We start from the raw sequence: 18,938 nt of genomic DNA on the forward strand, positions 1-18,938 counted from the left end.
TGTTTAAATGGTACAATGGTTTAATCTTGATAATTTATCTGCGTTTGTCTGCGTTATCTGCGAGCAACATATGCTTCTTAGAGGTATATACTTTGCCATCATCAGCTACCATAATGCAGCTATAGGCAGGGTACTGATGAATAAGCTGTAAGCCTGCCTCTTTGCCAAGTACCATTAGCGATGTACTAAAGCCGTTACACATCTCTGTACTAGGGCCAAAAACCGTAACACTACAAAGCCCAGTGGCAGGGTAACCTGTGGCAGGATTAATGATGTGCGAGTACCTTTTGCCATTAAACACTACAAACTTCTCGTAACTACCTGAGGTAGTAACTGAGCCACCTTTTAATGGTACAATGCCAAGCAGTTTACTCTTTTGTAAAGGATTGGTAATGCCAATATTCCAATCGTTACCATTTGGTTGCTTACCCCAAGTACTCATATCGCCAGAGCCGTTTACAATGCCTGCTTGTATACCCTTAGCCAGCATCATAGCTCTGCAACGGTCAGCGGCATAGCCTTCGCCAAGGGCACCAAAGCCTATCTTCATGCCGGGTAGCTTGAGAAAAATGGTTGAGTTAATTGAGTCTAAGATGATATTTTGATAGCCCACTTTTGCTACCGATTGTTTCACAGCTTCAGGGCTAGGCATGGCGGTCATAGAGCCATCAAACTTCCATATTCTATCCATTGCGGCAAAGCTGATATCGAAAGCGCCATTGGTGCGCCTAGACCATTCTATGCCCCTTTGGGTAAGCTCAAATACTTCTCTGTCTACCTTTACAGGTGCTATGCCTGCATTGCGGTTTACGGCTGATATTTGGGTTTCGGCTTTCCAGTCAGATATTAAATACTCTATCCTGCGTACCTCTGTTATTACTGTGTCTATGTAGTGCTCTGCTGCGGTAGAATCTTTGGCTACAATGGTAATGTCAAACCTGCTACCCATGAGCAATGTGGTGCGCTTACGTAATACCTGCGCCTCACTAGCCAACAAAAGCCCCATTGCCACCAATGTAAATACCAGTTGTAAATGCCTTATTGCTGCCATAGCCATGTAATAAATGAAGTGATAAGTGGATGTAAATGTTATTAAACGCTAGCCCCTTGCAAATAAACAGGTAATTGCTGCAAGTGGGTTTATAATTTAGGCAAAAACTGGTTATTGATTCGGTAATTTCTTTTACTTCTTTTATGTAACTAGCGCTAGTAATACTATGATGCTTAGGTTGTGTCACTCTACCGATAGCTATCGGTATGTACTTTCTGTTCGCTGTGGGGCTTTATCGCAGCGTAGGTATAATCACTTTTGTAATTCCCCAGTCCAAACCCAGGTCTCGAAGACCTGACGGGTCTCAAATAAAATAATCATTTATCTTTATCCCATGAGCCTGCATTCTATACACCAATACCAAAACGAAGTAGAAAAAATCATCCACTTTGGTGGCACTAAAAAAGAAACTGCCATACGCAATGCCTTTTACAACTTGCTAAACGACTATGCCAAGCAGAAGGGCTTAATGATAATACCAGAAATAACCATTAAAGCACCTAGCGGCAAAAATGTAACACCTGATGGTACTTTAAAAGACATGCTACGCCAAGACTGGGGCTACTGGGAAAGTAAAGACGAAAGCGACGACCTAAATGAGGAAATACAAAAGAAATTTGCCAAAGGCTACCCTAAAGACAATATACTTTTTGAAGATAGCAATACCGCTGTACTGATACAAAACGGTATAGAAAAACTACGCACCAATATCAACGATACCGAAGCACTTCACAAATTACTCACTGCGTTTATTACTTTTGAAAGACCTGAAGTACAAAACTTTAGAAGAGCCATTGAGCATTTTAAAGAAGATATACCCAAGGTTACAGATACCATTAGAAATATTATTGCCGAGGCACAACTATCAAATGCCAAATACCAAAAAGCGTCACATTTGTTTTTATTACTTTGCCACGATAGTATTAACCCTTATGTAACTGAGGCAGATGTGCATGAAATGATGATTCAGCACATACTCACCGAAGATATTTTTAATACCATATTCGATGAAACACAATTTCACCGAGAAAACAACATAGCCCGAGAGCTAGAGAAGGTAATACAAACCTTTTTTACAGGCAATATTAGACGCATGGCTTTAAGCGGTATTAAGCACTATTACGACGCTATTAACGCTGCTGCTGCTGGCATTGCCGACCACCACGAGAAACAAAAGTTTTTGAAAGTGGTGTACGAAACCTTTTACAAAAGCTATAACCCTAAAGCGGCAGACCGCCTTGGCGTGGTATATACCCCTAACGAGATAGTACGCTTTATGGTTGAAAGTACCGACTACCTACTGCACAAGCATTTTAATAAATACCTAGAAGATAGAGATGTAGAAATACTAGACCCTGCCACTGGCACAGGTACTTTTATATGCGACATAATAGATTATATACGCAAGGATAAGTTGGCTTACAAATACAAAAACGAACTACATGCCAATGAGGTAGCCATATTGCCCTACTACATAAGCAACCTAAACATAGAGTTTACCTATACCCAAAAAATGGGTACTTATGGCGAGTTTAAAAACCTTTGTTTTGTAGATACACTAGATAATATTGCAGGACTAAACGAGAAGGTTACCGGCATACACAGCAAGTACAAAGTAATGGGCGATTTATTTGCCGTAACTACCGAAAACTCGCAACGCATTATAGACCAAAACCGCAAAAAAATAAGCGTAGTAATAGGCAACCCACCCTATAATGCCAACCAAGCCAACGAGAACGACAACAATAAAAACCGTGAATACCCCACCATAGATAAGCGCATAAAAGACACGTTTATAAAACAAAGCACTGCCCAAAAAACAAAGGTGTATGATATGTATGCAAGGTTTTACCGTTGGGCATTTGATAGGCTAGATGGTGATGGTATAGTAGCCTATGTAACCAACCGCAGCTTTATAGATAGCCGCACATTTGATGGCTTTAGAAAAACCATACAAACCGAGTTTGATGCGGCTTATATAATAGATACCAAAAGCGATGTACGAGCCAACCCTAAAATAAGTGGTACAGGCCACAATGTATTTGGCATACAAACAGGTGTAGCAGTAATGTTTTTGGTAAAAAAGCTAAAAAAAGACAACGCCACCTGCAAAATACATTATGTAACCATGGACGATTTTTGGCGTAAAGAGCAAAAACTACAATGGTTTGCCGAAAACCCTTTGCAAAAAATAAGCTTTGAAATAGTACGCCCCGATAAAACAACAATTGGATAAACCTAGCAGACAATGATTTTGATAGTTTAATGCCTTTGTGTAGTAAAGATGTGAAAAGTGGTAAAAGTAAAAAGGCTTTGTTTGAGTTGATTTCTAACGGGATTGTAACAGCTAGGGATGAGTGGTCATATGATTTTAATAAAAAAATGCTTGCAGAAAAAGCTAATTTCTTCTGTGATTTTTATACTAATGAGCAAGAAAGGTGGGAAAATTCTAATAAGAAAACTACCGTAAATAATTTTGTTAAGAGAGAAATTAAGTTTGGATCTGAAATAGAATCACATCTTGTAAAAGGGGATGAATTGACTTTTGATGAAAGTAAAATTATTGAAATTAACTTCAGACCATTTTTGAAAAAAAGTTTATACTTCGATAGAATCTACACTCACAGAATTTATCAATTAGAAAATATATTTGGCTTAGATGCAGCTTATAAAAATATTGCTATTACTTTCTTAAGTATTGCTTCCTCACATTTAATTTCTTGTCTTTGTACTAGTACAATTTTCGATGCAGGATTTTTAAAGCAAGGAAATGGCTTAACAAGTTCAGTTTCTCTATATAAATACGATAAAGACGGCAATCAAATAGACAACATCACCGATTGGGGTTTACAACAATTTACTAAACAGTATGGCAAAAAAGGGGTTACTAAAGAAGCCATTTTTCATTACGTATATGCCGTATTGCATCACCCTGCCTATCGCAAAAAATACGAACTCAATTTAAAAAGAGAATTTCCACGCATTCCATTTTACGATAACTTTTTGCAATGGGCTACTTGGGGCAAGCTATTGATGGATTTACATATTAACTACGAAACAGTTGCACCTTATGGTTTAGAAGAAATAAACATAGTGGTTGACTTAGCAGCAGGTGCCAGTTTAGATAAGCTATACAAGCCCAAGCTAAAAGCAGATAAGCTAAATGGTAATATAGAAATAGATGGGTTTACAACACTAGAAGGTATCCCCTCAATAGCTTGGGATTATAAACTAGGTAATAGAAGTGCCTTAGAATGGATACTTGACCAATACAAAGAAAGTAAACCCAAAGACCCTACCATAGCAGCTAAATTTAACACCTACCAATTTGCAGATTATAAAGAACAGGTAATAGACCTATTGCAGCGTGTATGTACCGTAAGCGTACAAACCATGGAAATTATAGGGCAAATGCCAGAGCAGACCTGTCAGGTTTTAAAAACCTGACGGGTCTGTGTAAAGAAACCTGACAGGTCTAAAAAAACAAATAACATCTTAAAAAATGGCACATGAAACCACATGATACCATATTACAAGCAGGTAGATTTTACCACATCTACAATAGAGGTATCAACGGTACCAATTTGTTTTATGAAGAACGTAATTATGGTTACTTTTTACAGAAGTATGCCTATTACATGTGTGATGTAGTAGATACCTACGCTTATTGCTTATTGAAAAATCATTTTCATTTATTGGTACGGGTAAAGGAAGATTTACCAGACCCGTCAGGTTTCGAAAACTTACCAGACCCGTCAGGTCTTCAAGACCTGACGGGTTTAAATAAAAACCTGACGGGTATAAATAAAGGTTTAAAAAAAGGTCTCCATACACCAGAACACATCATTAGCAAAAAATTTTCAGACCTATTTAATGCCTACTCTAAAAGTATTAACAAAGCTTATAACCGCACAGGCGGCTTGTTTGAAACACCATTTAAGCGCATACTAGTAAGTGATGATACTTATTTAAATCGATTGGTTTGGTATATCCACTCAAATTCAGAAAAGCATGGTTTTGTAATAGATTTTAAAGACTATCCACATTCATCCTACCATAGTTTATTAGCTCAAAAGTCTACAAAGCTAGCAAGAGAAGAAGCGATTAGATTATTTGGAAATGCAGAAGCTTATATACAATACCATACAATAAAGCAAACCGAAAGCGTTTTTAACCACTTGGTTATTGAGTTCGATTAAACCTTCCTTTATACCCGTCAGGTTCAAGACCCGTCAGGTTTTTAAAACCTGACGGGTCTATTTATTAATAAGAGGGGTGGTCGCAGACCGGGGTGTCATACCTACCTACCAAACCTTAAAATTTCCTTAATATTATAAAACTAGCAACAAGTTTTTTATTTTGCTATATATAAAATGCCTATTTAGCATTACCCCCCGATGAACGTATATAAAGCTTTTTTTCACCTTTAAATACAAAAATCTATGGCACAGTCCAAAGACAACATCATCACCCACGGCCTAAGTGGTAAAGTAGGCAACATTTTAGTGTTCTCGCAACGCAATGGTAAAACTTACGTAAGTAAAGTACCTAAGCAATCTACCAAAGAACCCACAGCAGGTCAGGTAGCGCACCAACAAAAGTTTCAACGTGCCATTTTATATGGTAAATCAGCCATTGCTAATCCTGCAACCAAAGCCGAGTACGAAGCAGACGCAGAAGTAGGCGAAAGTGCATTTAATGTAGCCGTTGCCGATATGCTACAAGCCCCCGAAATAGATAGTATCGATTTATCGGGCTACACAGGTAAAGTAGGCGAGAAAATAGTAATTATAGCCACCGACGATTTTAAAGTAACAAGCGTAACCGTAAACATTTCAAACGCCGATGGTACATTGGTAGAAGAAGGTGCCGCCGTTTTAGGTAATACAGGGGTAGATTGGGTATATACAACCACTGCCGTTAATGCTAGCCTAGCAGGCGATAAAATTACTGTAGAAGCAAGCGATTTGCCTGGCAATCTGTCAGAGAAGCAAGTAACCATATAGTTAGTAAAAAGTAAAGAAGGAGTATACTTTGAGTATACCTAGAGTATACCCTTAGCACAAATAAAGCATAAAAACTGCCACTGCAATAGTGGCAGTTTTAGTGTTTTCACCTTTGTTGTTAAACAGCAAATTACAGGTGTAGAGCTTACTAGCAACCAACGGTTATGTTACTATTTGTTGTAAAAAGCAAAGACAAACAAACGTAAGTACAATTTCCACCCTTGCTTCTTTGCCCTGTGGTTAATCCCAAATTTCAAAGCCCCTCTTCTTCATCAAACTCAATTCTTCTCGTAATATCTTTCAAAGCACTAAGGCGCTGCACAGCATAAGGTATGGTATCTACACCGCCTACAAATTTTAAGATATAGTTGTAAATGGCTACAATATCGCCGGCTAAAAACCCCTCTTGCCAATGCTTGCCCGTGGTAATGAGTAATGAGGTAATAATAACTGCTAGCACCAATAGTTCCATGGTGCCGAAGTTCCAAGCTTCTTTATCAGATATTTTTACCTGCCACTTACGTAGGTTGTTGTAGTGTTGGGTTATTTTTTTGGTGTTGCGGCTGCCTATTATTTCTACTTGCTTTTCTAGTTCATCGTTTTTAAGTTGGTTAAGGCGCTTCATGCGCTTGCCATAAAAATAGCTAATGATAGATACTGGCACTAACATGGCTAGGCATACAAGCACTACTGCACGGTCGTAAAATAGCAGCATAATTAACGAGCCTAGCAAGTTGTAAGCTGCTTCTACTACATAGTTAAGGTCAAACTCAAGAAAGTCAATAAACTCACGGGCTAGTGTACTATGGGCACTTAATTTAGATACTTCATCGCTCTTGTATTTGCGAGATAATAAGCGGGTAACTAATGCTGTGTAAATGGCTGAGTAAGTACGTGTATCGTACATATGCCTAATGGTACCTGCAATTAACCATAGCACATGTGCTGCTGCTAAGTACACCAAACCTTGGTAGCTACCATCTAGTAAGCCATCTACTGCTTTGCCCAGAAAAAATGGTCGCATCAGTAAGCCCAACATCTCTACACTAAACAAGCTGTACGTGAGTAGTAGCTTGTATTTGTATTGTAGCATGATGGTTTTAAGGGCCTCAAATCTCGACATGGTTAGTGGTTATGTTTTGCTCTTTCGGTAATGGTATTATTGGCTGTACCTGTAATCAAGCCTCGGCAATTGCTAGCCCCACATTGGCACATAAATGGCTGCATATCGGTGCTTAAAAAACTACTGTAATCTAGCGTTAGCTCTTCACCTTTTGCTATCGCTTTTGTAGTATACACGTTTAAGCCTTGGTAAGCCGTATTAGCTTCACAGCTATGGTTTTGTGGTGCCCAATTTTCTGGCTGTTCATCCCACAAAATAAACACTTCATCGCTTATGGGGTAAGCGTAGCGCCTAAAATCTTCTTGCGCTTTTTCGTCCCAATGCTGTTGTACATAGGCTTTGGTAACAATACGCTGTGCAAGCCCTTCGCCTTCAAATAGTATATCACCTGCAGCAATAGGTTGCGTGGCGTAAATGCCAAAGCCTGCAATGGCGTTGCCTTTTACTTCGTATTTCTTTTGCTTGCGTTGGTGCCTAGCCATGCCTTCGGCAATAATATGTTGTAAAAATTTGCGCTGCCCATAGCCATCATGTTGCAGTATAAAATCTGCCGAACCTTCGTAGCCATCTTTGTAAAATACTGAGCAGGTAAAATTGATTTCTAAAAAATATAGCTTGCCTGTGGCAGCATCCATTCTAAAATCTAGTCTAGCGTAGCCCACACCATTAAAGCCTTTAAATATGGCTTCGGCAGCACTACGTAGCTGTGCACCTATTGCCGCATCGGTACAAGGTATATTAGCATTTGGGTGTAGTTCAGAGGTTTTAAGAGCATAGGTTTTGTACTGAAAATTATCAGGAAAAATATATTCTATGGGCTGAAACGTAGTCACTGTTTTGCCATCTGCATTAGCAGCAAGCATTACGGTAAATTCTCTGCCAGCAATATATTCTTCTACCAATAGTTCATCATATTCGGTAAGTACTTGGGCCACTTTTGCCCGTAAGGCAGCCATATCTTTTACCATACTATTATCGTCAATGCCCAGACTATCACCTGCTTTTGCAGGCTTTACAAACAAGGGAAACTGTAAGTGTTTGCAAGCAATAGTTACGTCATCTGTAGCGGTAATTAAAGCATAGCTAGGTGTAGCCACGCCAGCACAGTAAGCCACATATTTCATCAGGGGTTTTGGTGGGTCGTATAATTTGGTGGTAGGGCCAGTAAATGGTAGGTTTAGTAGTTCAAGCGTGTATATCACGTCTATAGATGGTACTTCCCATTCAAGGTAGCCCTCGCACAAGTTTACAAATACATCGTAACCCTTATACTGCAAGGCTTTTAGCTGCTTGTAGGTAGTCAGCTTGTTTAAAAAAACAGTGTCTACCTGTGCTTCAGGTAGTAAGGGTTGTAAGTCTCTTGCAGGGTCGTAATATTGGTAATCTACCGCCGAGGTTGAATAGTCTGGCAGTAGCACACATACTTTAAGCTGCTTAGTAACAGCTGATTGTAAAATGAGTAACCGCTGATTATCTTGATTGGTATGATGTGCCATGATTTATTAACGCTGATGAATGATTAGTAACCGTTGATTAATTATGATATAATGATGTAATTATGATAGGATGGATAAAAGCATCATAGACAACCATACGCATCATTATTAATCAGCGGTTAAGGCTGTTATTAATTATCTGCACTACCAACTCAGTAAAGCTAATATTTGCGAAGCGTAAAATAGCGCCAATGCTCGTAAAGTTTTCATCATCACTTATACCGCATTGTGCATTTACCTCTAGTACATATAGCTTGCCAGTGGCTTTTTCCATACGTATATCTACCCTTGTATAGCCAATGCCTTTTACCGCCACATAAGCATCCCAAGCGACTTGCATGATGCTAGTGTGCAAGGTTTTGTCTGGTACTGCGTACTCATAAAAGTTAGCATTGTTAGGCATGGGTGTTTCATCTTCATATATTTCCCATAGCCTGTCAAACGATAAAAACTGTTCGTGTGGTGGTAAGCTTTCATGAAATACCCTTTCTACCGGTGGGTACACAATGGCTTTGTCTGGTTGGTGGTGGTTGCCCACTATTAACACTGTAAATTCTGGTCCATCTATAAATGCTTCGGCTACCAAACCATCGGTAGCTAGCTGCCATCCACGGTAGCCCGCAAACATGGTCGCTACCTGTTCTTGCAAGGCTGGCATAGTATGTACCACATTTTTTACACCCACACCCATACTACCGCCCGATACAGATGGCTTTACAATAGCAGGTGTGCCTAGTTGGGTAAATAATTCGCTCACATCATCGGTAGGCTGCCTGACGGCTAGCCACTTAGGTGTGGGCACAGCAGCGGCATCAAAAGCCTGCTTCATATCTATTTTAGAGGTAGTAATGTGGTAAAAAAAGGCATCAGCCCCCGTGTAGCAAAGGCCATATTGGGCAAGCAATTTTACTACAGAAATACCCGGTGTGCCATTTATTTCGTCACCATCGCAAAGGTTAAGTACCACTTGCTGTACACTTGTGCTCACTTGTGTTTGAGCTATTTGTGTAATAATATCGGCATAGCTAGCCATGGTTACAGGCTGCCATTGCCAGCTTACGCCTAGCTGAGCAAATACAGCTGTGTATTCAGCAATGCTTTGGGTAAAGTCGTAGTAGTAATCTAGGTTAGCATCGTTGGTTACTACATAGGGCGCAAGCACCCATACATGTAACGCATTGGCAGGTAAGGCAAGGGTTGTGGTATTTGGCATTGGTACATGGGTACTACTTGAAAGCAGCAAGTTGTTGTTTAATAAAATCGGTAAAGCGCTGTTGTGCAATAGCACTATTGCTAAGATAGGCTGCGCCTTGTATTAATTGCAAACAATTTTCAGCGCCACAGTTACACAGAAAGGGTTGGTCCATTTGCCACTCCGTAGATGGGTAGAAAAAACGCAGTTCTTCGCCCTCTGATATCGGCTTAATGCATACCAATTGCATAAGTGTGGTATCGAAAAATACATTGGGGCTGCAACTATGGTTGATGTATTGTAGAAATTCAGGCATCAGCGTAATATGCTTATCAATACCCACTTGTACGGTGAGGTAGCTAGGCCTTGTAAAGGTTTCTTTAGCATTAAAAAAGCTAATTACTTCGCCTGCTGCTATTAGCTTTGTAGCATTTAATGATTTTTGATTGGTATCTGTATTTAGTAATACATCTGCAAACGCATGACGGCTAATAATGGTAAATGTTGGGCTGGCAATGTTATTCATGCAGTATAAGAGTAGCTTACCCCTAAAAGGTTTAACTATAAGTACTCCTTAAAACCTTAAAAATCCATTAATTTATAGCGTAGCCAAGTATTCCATCACTTCGCTAAGTGATTTTTTAAACGAGATATTGTTAGGCACTTTCTTTTTGTACTGCTGCGTAAGCAAGCCCGATACAATCAATTTACCATCAAAAAAGCGGTGGTGTGCGTTTATTAAAAATTTCTCGAAGTTAAAGTTTTGTGCCACAGCTGTAAGGTGCGTGTATAGGTAAGTAGGCTTTTTAAGGTTGGCTACAAACTCTACATCTTTCAGTGGTACATTGGCACCAAGGTATATTACTTTTACGCCCCTTGTTTTTAGCAGGTAGTACATAAATAGCAGGCCAAGTTCGTGGTGTTCGCCTTCTGGCAAAAACAATAACATGGTTTTTGAGCTAGAAATATGGGTAACTAAACCTTCAATACCAACTATTAATTTTTGGCGAATAACATTAGTTACCAAATGTTCCTGTGCAGGATTCACATGGTTGGTAATCCATAAAATGCCTATACGTTCAAGAAAAGGAAAAATAATTTGAGTAATTGTTTTTTCAATACCACGAGCCGAAATATGCGTATCTAATAGTGCTTCAAAGTCTTCTATTTTCATATCCACCATGTGGTGAATCAACTCGTTAATGGCACGTTCTTGCTGCGCCTGGCTTTGCGATAGCGATACGATTTTATCCTTCATTTCAGGATAACTCATACGATCTATATGCGATATCTTGAACCCGTACTTGTTTAGTAGGGCAATGTTTAGTACGGTTTTCAGCTCATCGTTAGTGTAGTAGCGAATATTGGTATCGGTACGCTGCGGCTTTAAAAAACCATAACGTTGTTCCCATATACGAATGGTATGGGCTTTTATGCCAGACAATAACTCTAAATCTTTAATGGTAAAAGCGTTCATGTAGATAGAACAACAGTTTTGGGAAAAGGTTTAAACTTGGGCTGCGTAACGTTAAACAAAGGTAGGGTAGTTGAGTCTGGAAGGCAAATGGGCAGGAAGGCTTCAAGGTAGTATACTTTATAATTTTTTATTTCATTATTCAAGTAAAAAATCATCGTAAATCCGTCCCAACTGCGTCATTCGTGCTCCTATCTTCTTAACTTTAACACTAAAACCAAACTATACATGAAAGCAATATTTGCCATAGGCTTGCTCTGTACTATTTTTTCGATAAGCAGCTTTACACCAACTGCCCCTACACCAGATGCAGCAAAAGACAAACAACTAATAGCGGCTATGCTAGATAGCTTTAACGTCGCAGCATGCAAGGCCAATTATCAGGCTTACTTTAACTTCTATACAAGCGATGCTATTTTTATAGGCACCGATGCTACAGAACGCTGGGATAAAACCCAGTTTATGGTATGGGCCAAGCCTTATTTCGACCGTGGTAAAGCATGGAACTTTAAAGCCTTAGAGCGCCACATTTACCTAAATGCTAAAGGTGATATGGGCTGGTTTGACGAACTACTACAAACACAAATGAAAATATGTCGTGGCTCGGGTGTAGTAGTAAAACAAGGCAATACCTGGAAGGTGCAGCAGTATGTACTATCTATGACCATACCTAACAGCAAAGTAGATAGTATTGTAGCTATAAAAGCACCTATTGATGATGTCTTAATTAGTAATTTAATAAAATAATATGTGCCAATGTTATAGTTATCAGCGTTTAGAAAAAGCTTCTAACAATTCTCTTTCACGCTTGCTTAAGTTATCTATACCATGCCTGCCAATTTTATCTAGTATCGCATCTATGGTATCTGCTTCCATCTTCTTTTGGGCATTATATTTTTGGTCAATAGTGTAATAGGGTAGGTTGTTTTTTACAAATAAATTATCTACCAATAGTAAGTGCGGCTTGATAATAATCATGTAAATGAAAATAATAGCAGGAACAGTAATGAGTAAAATGGCTGTGTAGTTATAGCGTAATACTTCTGGCTCGCAGGCAATAGCTGCAAGCATACCTACTAATGCACCACCAAGATGAGCCTCGTGGCCAATATTGTCTTTCTGAGACTTAATACCATAAATAGACACTGCTACAAATAGAATACCGTATAGCCAACCCGGTAAGTAGAAAAATACCGATATGCTAGGCTGCAAGGCAATAGCTGCGAAAATAATACCACTTATAGCACCGGATGCACCCACTGCACTATAATCGCTGTGATGCCTGTGTACAAATAGCGATAGCAAATTGCCACCCACCAAACTGATAAAATATATCAGCAGAAACATGCCGCCACCAAACACTAGTTCTACACTATTGCTAAACATGTACAGGCTAAGCATATTAAACACTAAGTGCTGCCAATTAACATGTAAGAACCCTGAAGTAATGAGACGTTTATAATCTTTACGTTTTAAAATGGCATCAACCTCAAACTTATAACCATCAAAAAAGGTTTGGTTTGTAAACCCTTGATAAGACGCAATAACGTTGATAACAATAAGTATAAAACCTAAAATACCACTGAACGACATACAAATAGATTTAGCGCATTGGTGTTAAACAAATATAATGCGTGTGGTAATATTTGTGACAATAGCTATCCACTTGTTCTGCTATTTTCAGCTAAATAATTTTAATTTGAATTAAACTCTTATTTACTTAAAGGCGTTGTATCGTTACAGTATTTTTGTAGTCTCTTTAATTAAACCACCTAACAATGCCTTTTTTACAAATAGCCGATGTGCCTGTTACCGATATTATTGAAGGATATCATGCCCAATTTATTCATACAGATAGTATGACTTTTAGTTTTATAGATGTAGATGCGAATAGTGCTTTGCCTTTGCATAGTCATCCACACGAGCAAGTGAGTCAAGTAATTTCTGGTAAGTTTGAACTAACAGTAGATGGTGTTTCAAAAGTATTAGAACCGGGTGATGTAGCTGTCATTCCTTCAAACGTGGTGCACGGTGGTGTGGCTATTACCGATTGCAAATTGCTAGATGTATTTACACCAGTAAGAGAAGATTATTTGCAAAAAAGCTTGGCCGCAGCTGCGAAAAGACAGGAACACTGATTTTAAAAGATTTAAAGGGATAGACAAAGGATGGAATCAGTGCAAATCAGTTGTATCTGTGACATCTGTGTTACTATCAAATTACTTCATCATTTGCTGTAAATGCAACATTGCAGCAGTGTTAATGCTATCATTTAGCGATACTGCTATGTCGTTTTTCTCAGCTGTTGTTAAGTGAAAGCTTAAACTAGCTCTTGCGGCTTCTTTGGTAGGTATGTATTGAAAAGTGACACGATTAAAGTTGCTACCATAACTACGGCGTAAATATTCTATCGCATCATGCTGGTAATAGTCTTGCATTTTAAACCAGTTGTTTTGCAACAGCAAAAATGGTTTTGTAAAAAAGCTGACAATGCTATTGCCATCCATCGGTTTATCCCAATCATCCATGGCTCTGTCGCGTATTTGAATTAACACCACACCGCTTGTATTTGCTTGTAGCCAATCTTTAAATGTTTCTATAAAACGCAGTGTTGTTTCTTGCCCAAAATTATCTCGTAAGCCTGCATCCATTACATCAATAATAGGATTGGTAGGTAACCATACATTAGGCAATACATAAGGAAACGTTGCATTCATACGCAAAGCACTCAATACTCTAATATTGGTACTGCCTTGTTTAGCAAATAAGCTATTAAAATCAACCGCATCTGGTTGGTAAACCGTTAAGCGATTACTATCTGTAACAGGTTGCATTAAAAAACGCATAGGCTGTGTGCCAATAATCATTTTCCTGCCATCTCTAGAAATAACTGAGCTGTAAAGCATAGTAGGAATATTGGCGGCAACTTCATCTTTTATGTAAGCTTTTAAAGGCTTGTCTAGTAGGTTATTCGTGTTAGTATTTAATTGCTGCTCAAAAGCATAGCCTCTATCTTTTGTGTACTTAATATTGTTGTTGGTAAATTTTTGTGCTGGTCCTAAAATATCTCTAGCTACAAACGATGAAAACAAAGGATTTAAAAGGTCTTTAGAAATGTCATCTACATAAGTTTTCTGAAAGAGATTGATGGGCCTGCCTTTCAGCTTTTGCAAATACAATTCACGATAATAAGCAGCACCAAGCATACCGCCAGAAGCACCATTAATTAACATGGTTTGGCGCATTAATGTACCGCCCATGAGGCTATCAATACGCTGTAATGTGTGCATGGTAAATGTAGCACTACGCGTACCACCGCCACTTACATTAATGATGTACATGATAGGCTTATTGGTAGTTTGTTGTTGTTTCCAATTATTTAAGCGTTGCAAAAATAGTTGCTTATCTGCCAGTTGGTTGCTATCACTTGCAAGGGCGTTAATGGTCTCAGAATTATAGAGCGGCCTATCATCTTTTGTTTGATAAGCAAGACCGTAAGCTTTGTTTCGTGGGTCAAAATACTCTTGCTCGTACAAGTAGTTGAACAATAAAAAAGTTACTAGTAATACAGGAATGCTCCAATTTTTTAAGAGGATAGAAAAAGCACCGCCAACCGCTACCAATATGGCAAAGAGTAAGGTAATACTAGCGGCAGCAGGTATTATAAACACAGGATTATCCAAGAAGAAGCTTATGCCTACCAAAAACATAAAAGCAATAAGAATGGCATATACAGACGCCAAGTGGTGTCGCTTAAAAATACTGTTTAAATAATCATCTGAATAGTGCCGTACATCTCGTGGCTGACGCAAATGAAACATGGCACTTAAAAACCAATCAACTCTTATGTCATCATGCTTTGCAGGTAATTTCTTTCGGCTTACTACACGATTATAATGTTTATTGGCGCTAGTAATTACAGCCACCATACTGCGATAAATGGTTTTATCGGCTGTAAAAAAATATAAAAATGCTATGGCAATAGCAGCCATTAAACCAACAACAAACCCCATTACAAGCAGTACAATACTTGCAGTAGAATTGTATTCTTCCTGTTGCTCGTACTTAATGGCTTTTAATAAATAATACAGTAAAAATGTTACAGGAATAATGGAATTGTTAATACAGTATTTTAAAAAAGGCTGTGCAGTTGTCGCTAAAAAGCGTACTACTTTGCTATGCAGAATAAAGGTGGTGATGTTCCAACTCATGATAAATACACCAATGGCAACACCTACAATAGCCGAACTGAAAAAGCTCACATTGCCCATGTATTCAGGCGCAAGAAATAAAGACACCGCACCAAAACTGCTCATGAAATTACTAGCTATGGTAGCAAATAATATATACCAAAATACTAGGAATATTTGGTAGCGTTTAAAGTGTAGTAAGCACAATTGTATGGGCAAACTATACCAAAACCCAATAAGGTATTTCTTCATGGGCAAGTGAAATTATTACACAACAATGTAGCATAAAAATAGCAAGATTGCCTGCTATTTATTTTACTTTTAGCTGTAAGAAATTGTTAAATACTACAGCCACTAATATTGACGATACAAGCAAATGTGCAGGTTGTGCCGCAGGCGGAAAATTTACATACACCAATATAATACCTACAATAATTTCTAACAGTATCACACCAATGGTATTTTTAAAGCGTACCGCAGTTTTAAACACTGTTCTTGATTGTAAGTAGGCATAAATGGCAAGGGCAACAATTACCAAAGAAAAACTTCTATGAATGTAGAAATATAGATTCAATTGTTCAACCCAGCCGCTACGATTTAAGTAGTTTAAATGTTCGGCTATCGTATCTATTTGTGTACGTACATTGGTGCCAAGTATTATTTGTGCAAATACAAGTAATAGCAATACCACATTAAGGTTCACAATTTTTCGAGACGTAAATACCAAGCGTTTGCCTTTTACCAAAAACATAATGTACAAGCATAAAAATACCATTGCCAATGCACCAAACATGTGTAGTGATATTTTAAGTGCAGCGAGGTTACTATCAACTACTGTCTTTCCAAGCCAAGCTTGAAAACCTGTTAATAGAATTAAGCCAAAACTAAGTAAGGCAATGCTTTTCTTTTGGCGCCAAAACCACAAACTCCAAATAAATTGGATGGCAATGAAAATACCTAGTAAAGCACCTAGTAAGCGGTTAATGTATTCAATCCAAGTATTTAAAACGTTGAATACAGCATAATTGTGTTTCTCGTATTGTTTCCAATTCGTAGGGTTAAATGTTGTGCCACTTACAAACTTTTCTTGTGCATATTTCAAGCTATCATTATGAATAATAAACTGCCCTTTTTTATAAGCATGATTGGGTTGAAACATGACTTCTTTAACATCAGTTGGTGGTATGGCTTTGCCAAAACAAGTAGGCCAATCTGGGCAGCCCATACCACTTTGCGTAGTGCGTACAACGCTACCTGCAATTATTACTAAAAATACATTTACCAACACAAACCACAGGTATATTCTAAAACTTCGTGAAGCTGTCATTGCCATTCAATTAAGTCGGTAAAGTTAGGTTTAATAAGTATGATTTATGGGTGGCTGTTAAAACAAACGGCTTCTTATTCTTCTAAGCGAAGAACAAAAAGCCGTTTAAATGTTGAGATAAAATAGTTATCTATTCTTCTATTTTTTCGTACTCACCTTGTAATGCGTACCAGCCAAATATTACTAAGCCAATGGCTATTGGAATGAATATGGCGATGAAAACACCCCATTGAATTTTAGTATCAATAACAGGCTTTTTTTCCATTTCATGCCAAGCTGTAACTACTAAATAGTATAAACTTATTGGGCCTAATAGTAGCCAAATGATGCCGAGATATTTTTTTATTGCGTTCATAAATAACCGCTGATTTATTTGATTGAATGTAACCGTTGATTAGAATTGATAGAATGATGTACCATGATTCAAAACATCATAGTAAATCCAGTTATCATTATTCATCAGCGGTTTCTGTTACTTTTTTATTTGTTATATACACAGCACCAATTACCAAGCATACTGTTGCTACGATAATTGGGTACGATAAACCTGCTAATTTATCATTGGTATAAATAGTAGTTAATAGCGTTGCAATAAAAGGTGTTAAACCACCAAAAACACCATTACCTATGTGATAAGGCAAACTCATAGATGTGTAGCGAATTTTTGTAGGGAACATCTCAACCAAAAAGGCTGCAATTGGTCCGTACACCATGGTTACATATACAATCATAATGAATACTAAGCCTATCATTTTCCAATAACTACTAGTGCCAAGCGTTTTGACTGTAGTTAAAGAAACAGGTGATTTTAAGTTAAGCGTAGCTACATCACTTGAATCTCTTACTGTTCTAGTAATAGTAGTGCCATCATCGTAGTAGTTGGTTGTTTTAATCACTCTTACAAATTCCTTACTATCTTTTACAGGATAAGAAATAGACTCAATCTTTTTGCTATCAACTACTTCTACTTTGCTTTTCTCGTTACTTAGTTCTAATAAGCCTGAAAATAAAGGTTTGTAGGTAACAACTGCTAGCAACATACCTACTAGCATAATCCATTTACGACCAATTTTATCGCTCCAGCCACCAAACAATACAAAGCCCGGTGTAGCAAATACAATTGCCCAAATCAATATGGTTCTGCTTTGTTCAAAGTCTACCTTACACACGTTTTCAATAAAGCTTTGTGCATAAAACTGCCCTGTGTACCACACTACACCTTGCCCCATAGTAGCGCCAAACAATGCTAGCAATACCATCTTTAAATTTTGCTTTTTGCCAAAGCTTTCTTTTAGAGGATTGGTGGAAGTTTTACCTTCAGCTTTCATTTTACTAAACAATGGGCTTTCGCTCATTTTTAAGCGTATGTAAATAGACAAACCAACCAATGCTATAGACACCCAAAAAGGAACACGCCAGCCCCAATCGTTAAACGTATCTACGCCTAAAGATTTACGTGTTAGTAATATTACACCAAGAGACACGAACAAGCCCAATGTGGCGGTGGTTTGTATCCAACTGGTAAAATAGCCACGTCTGTTAGCAGGTGAATGTTCGGCCACATAAGTAGCGGCACCACCATATTCACCACCAAGTGCAAGGCCTTGAATTAAGCGTAACAACAACACCAAAATAGGTGCTACATAACCAATTTTAGAGAAGGATGGTATTAAGCCAATGGCAAATGTAGAGCCACCCATTAGCACTAGCGTTAGTAAAAAGGTATACTTTCTACCAACAATATCACCCAGCCTACCAAATACCAATGCACCAAAAGGTCTCACAATAAAGCCTGCGGCAAATGTGGCTAATGTACTAAGTAAAGCTGCTGTAGGATTGGTAGAAGGGAAAAACTGCGCTGCAATAATAGGCGCAAGACTACCAAAAATGTAAAAGTCGTACCACTCAATAAGGGTACCCATAGACGAGGCCATAATTACTTTTCTAATGGCACTGCTGTTTAATTCCATAAGGCGTTAGTTATATCGTTTAAGTTTTGAAAATAATACTTTATCTATTACAAACCATGCTGCCCCATCTTGCAACGAGAATTAGTTGATCATAAATTCCTTTTCAATT

At 38.2% G+C, this 18,938-nt stretch carries 17 protein-coding genes; 6 read left to right on the forward strand and 11 right to left on the reverse strand.

Annotated elements, in window-relative coordinates; translation table 11 throughout:
• Positions 1-34: 34 nt before the first annotated feature.
• Positions 35-1,051 (reverse strand): FAD:protein FMN transferase, encoded by a 1,017-nt coding sequence (locus ACT9TX_RS08700; RefSeq protein WP_481337889.1) that lies wholly within the window; start codon positions 1,049-1,051, stop codon positions 35-37.
• A 334-nt stretch (positions 1,052-1,385) separates the two neighbouring features.
• Here ACT9TX_RS08700 and ACT9TX_RS08705 point away from each other — a divergent pair, with 334 nt between their 5' ends.
• The 4 genes from ACT9TX_RS08705 to ACT9TX_RS08720 all read left to right on the forward strand — a co-directional run bounded on the left by ACT9TX_RS08705 (position 1,386) and on the right by ACT9TX_RS08720 (position 6,057).
• Positions 1,386-3,287 (forward strand): Eco57I restriction-modification methylase domain-containing protein, encoded by a 1,902-nt coding sequence (locus tag ACT9TX_RS08705; protein WP_481337890.1) that lies wholly within the window; start codon positions 1,386-1,388, stop codon positions 3,285-3,287.
• Between the two features lie 29 nt (positions 3,288-3,316).
• Entirely contained in the window at positions 3,317-4,498 is a 1,182-nt protein-coding gene (locus tag ACT9TX_RS08710) for a type ISP restriction/modification enzyme (RefSeq protein ID WP_481337891.1), read from the forward strand.
• A 62-nt stretch (positions 4,499-4,560) separates the two neighbouring features.
• The gene (locus tag ACT9TX_RS08715; protein WP_481337892.1) at positions 4,561-5,250 is read left to right on the forward strand and encodes a transposase; all 690 of its coding nucleotides are present in this window, start codon (positions 4,561-4,563) and stop codon (positions 5,248-5,250) included.
• A gap of 243 nt (positions 5,251-5,493) precedes the next feature.
• Positions 5,494-6,057 carry a hypothetical protein gene (locus ACT9TX_RS08720; RefSeq protein WP_481337893.1) on the forward strand — a complete coding sequence of 188 codons (564 nt, stop codon included), beginning with the start codon at positions 5,494-5,496 and terminating at the stop codon, positions 6,055-6,057.
• Between the two features lie 253 nt (positions 6,058-6,310).
• Here ACT9TX_RS08720 and ACT9TX_RS08725 read toward each other — a convergent pair whose 3' ends face one another.
• The 5 genes from ACT9TX_RS08725 to ACT9TX_RS08745 form a co-directional block, all read right to left on the reverse strand.
• The gene (locus ACT9TX_RS08725) at positions 6,311-7,180 is read right to left on the reverse strand and encodes an ABC transporter six-transmembrane domain-containing protein (protein ID WP_481337894.1); all 870 of its coding nucleotides are present in this window, start codon (positions 7,178-7,180) and stop codon (positions 6,311-6,313) included.
• Between the two features lie 2 nt (positions 7,181-7,182).
• A complete protein-coding gene (locus ACT9TX_RS08730; protein WP_481337895.1) occupies positions 7,183-8,676 on the reverse strand; it encodes an SET domain-containing protein-lysine N-methyltransferase in 1,494 nt (497 codons plus the stop codon).
• A gap of 112 nt (positions 8,677-8,788) precedes the next feature.
• Positions 8,789-9,889 carry a D-alanine--D-alanine ligase family protein gene (locus ACT9TX_RS08735; RefSeq protein ID WP_481337896.1) on the reverse strand — a complete coding sequence of 367 codons (1,101 nt, stop codon included), beginning with the start codon at positions 9,887-9,889 and terminating at the stop codon, positions 8,789-8,791.
• A 13-nt stretch (positions 9,890-9,902) separates the two neighbouring features.
• Complete coding sequence (locus ACT9TX_RS08740; RefSeq protein ID WP_481337897.1) at positions 9,903-10,394, reverse strand: SET domain-containing protein-lysine N-methyltransferase; 492 nt, start codon at positions 10,392-10,394, stop codon at positions 9,903-9,905.
• A 72-nt stretch (positions 10,395-10,466) separates the two neighbouring features.
• Positions 10,467-11,345: a MerR family transcriptional regulator gene (locus ACT9TX_RS08745; protein WP_481337898.1), complete on the reverse strand. Its 879-nt coding sequence runs from the start codon at positions 11,343-11,345 to the stop codon at positions 10,467-10,469.
• A 225-nt stretch (positions 11,346-11,570) separates the two neighbouring features.
• Between ACT9TX_RS08745 and ACT9TX_RS08750 the strand changes: the two genes are divergently transcribed.
• Positions 11,571-12,089 (forward strand): nuclear transport factor 2 family protein, encoded by a 519-nt coding sequence (locus ACT9TX_RS08750; protein ID WP_481337899.1) that lies wholly within the window; start codon positions 11,571-11,573, stop codon positions 12,087-12,089.
• A 21-nt stretch (positions 12,090-12,110) separates the two neighbouring features.
• On the opposite strand, the gene ACT9TX_RS08755 is transcribed toward ACT9TX_RS08750, so the two are convergent.
• Positions 12,111-12,935: a rhomboid family intramembrane serine protease gene (locus ACT9TX_RS08755; protein WP_481337900.1), complete on the reverse strand. Its 825-nt coding sequence runs from the start codon at positions 12,933-12,935 to the stop codon at positions 12,111-12,113.
• 185 nt (positions 12,936-13,120) lie between these two features.
• Here ACT9TX_RS08755 and ACT9TX_RS08760 point away from each other — a divergent pair, with 185 nt between their 5' ends.
• A complete protein-coding gene (locus tag ACT9TX_RS08760) occupies positions 13,121-13,480 on the forward strand; it encodes a cupin domain-containing protein (protein ID WP_481337901.1) in 360 nt (119 codons plus the stop codon).
• Between the two features lie 81 nt (positions 13,481-13,561).
• Here ACT9TX_RS08760 and ACT9TX_RS08765 read toward each other — a convergent pair whose 3' ends face one another.
• The 4 genes from ACT9TX_RS08765 to ACT9TX_RS08780 all read right to left on the reverse strand — a co-directional run bounded on the left by ACT9TX_RS08765 (position 13,562) and on the right by ACT9TX_RS08780 (position 18,829).
• Positions 13,562-15,784: a patatin-like phospholipase family protein gene (locus tag ACT9TX_RS08765; RefSeq protein ID WP_481337902.1), complete on the reverse strand. Its 2,223-nt coding sequence runs from the start codon at positions 15,782-15,784 to the stop codon at positions 13,562-13,564.
• 58 nt (positions 15,785-15,842) lie between these two features.
• Positions 15,843-16,859, reverse strand: a complete 1,017-nt coding sequence (locus tag ACT9TX_RS08770) for a COX15/CtaA family protein (protein WP_481337903.1) — start codon at positions 16,857-16,859, stop codon at positions 15,843-15,845.
• 130 nt (positions 16,860-16,989) lie between these two features.
• Positions 16,990-17,214 carry a DUF6814 family protein gene (locus ACT9TX_RS08775; RefSeq protein WP_481337904.1) on the reverse strand — a complete coding sequence of 75 codons (225 nt, stop codon included), beginning with the start codon at positions 17,212-17,214 and terminating at the stop codon, positions 16,990-16,992.
• Between the two features lie 97 nt (positions 17,215-17,311).
• Complete coding sequence (locus ACT9TX_RS08780; protein WP_481337905.1) at positions 17,312-18,829, reverse strand: MFS transporter; 1,518 nt, start codon at positions 18,827-18,829, stop codon at positions 17,312-17,314.
• Positions 18,830-18,938: the final 109 nt, after the last annotated feature.

The sequence above is a fragment of the Parasediminibacterium sp. HNIBRBA5674 genome (assembly GCF_056745525.1).

Coding starts and splice junctions, on each gene's coding strand:
- ACT9TX_RS08700 (WP_481337889.1), bottom strand. CDS start 1,051: ATGGCAGCAATAAGGCATTTACAACTGGTATTTACATTGGTGGCAATG.
- ACT9TX_RS08705 (WP_481337890.1), top strand. CDS start 1,386: ATGAGCCTGCATTCTATACACCAATACCAAAACGAAGTAGAAAAAATC.
- ACT9TX_RS08710 (WP_481337891.1), top strand. CDS start 3,317: ATGCCTTTGTGTAGTAAAGATGTGAAAAGTGGTAAAAGTAAAAAGGCT.
- ACT9TX_RS08715 (WP_481337892.1), top strand. CDS start 4,561: ATGAAACCACATGATACCATATTACAAGCAGGTAGATTTTACCACATC.
- ACT9TX_RS08720 (WP_481337893.1), top strand. CDS start 5,494: ATGGCACAGTCCAAAGACAACATCATCACCCACGGCCTAAGTGGTAAA.
- ACT9TX_RS08725 (WP_481337894.1), bottom strand. CDS start 7,180: ATGTCGAGATTTGAGGCCCTTAAAACCATCATGCTACAATACAAATAC.
- ACT9TX_RS08730 (WP_481337895.1), bottom strand. CDS start 8,676: ATGGCACATCATACCAATCAAGATAATCAGCGGTTACTCATTTTACAA.
- ACT9TX_RS08735 (WP_481337896.1), bottom strand. CDS start 9,889: ATGCCAAATACCACAACCCTTGCCTTACCTGCCAATGCGTTACATGTA.
- ACT9TX_RS08740 (WP_481337897.1), bottom strand. CDS start 10,394: ATGAATAACATTGCCAGCCCAACATTTACCATTATTAGCCGTCATGCG.
- ACT9TX_RS08745 (WP_481337898.1), bottom strand. CDS start 11,345: ATGAACGCTTTTACCATTAAAGATTTAGAGTTATTGTCTGGCATAAAA.
- ACT9TX_RS08750 (WP_481337899.1), top strand. CDS start 11,571: ATGAAAGCAATATTTGCCATAGGCTTGCTCTGTACTATTTTTTCGATA.
- ACT9TX_RS08755 (WP_481337900.1), bottom strand. CDS start 12,935: ATGTCGTTCAGTGGTATTTTAGGTTTTATACTTATTGTTATCAACGTT.
- ACT9TX_RS08760 (WP_481337901.1), top strand. CDS start 13,121: ATGCCTTTTTTACAAATAGCCGATGTGCCTGTTACCGATATTATTGAA.
- ACT9TX_RS08765 (WP_481337902.1), bottom strand. CDS start 15,784: ATGAAGAAATACCTTATTGGGTTTTGGTATAGTTTGCCCATACAATTG.
- ACT9TX_RS08770 (WP_481337903.1), bottom strand. CDS start 16,859: ATGACAGCTTCACGAAGTTTTAGAATATACCTGTGGTTTGTGTTGGTA.
- ACT9TX_RS08775 (WP_481337904.1), bottom strand. CDS start 17,214: ATGAACGCAATAAAAAAATATCTCGGCATCATTTGGCTACTATTAGGC.
- ACT9TX_RS08780 (WP_481337905.1), bottom strand. CDS start 18,829: ATGGAATTAAACAGCAGTGCCATTAGAAAAGTAATTATGGCCTCGTCT.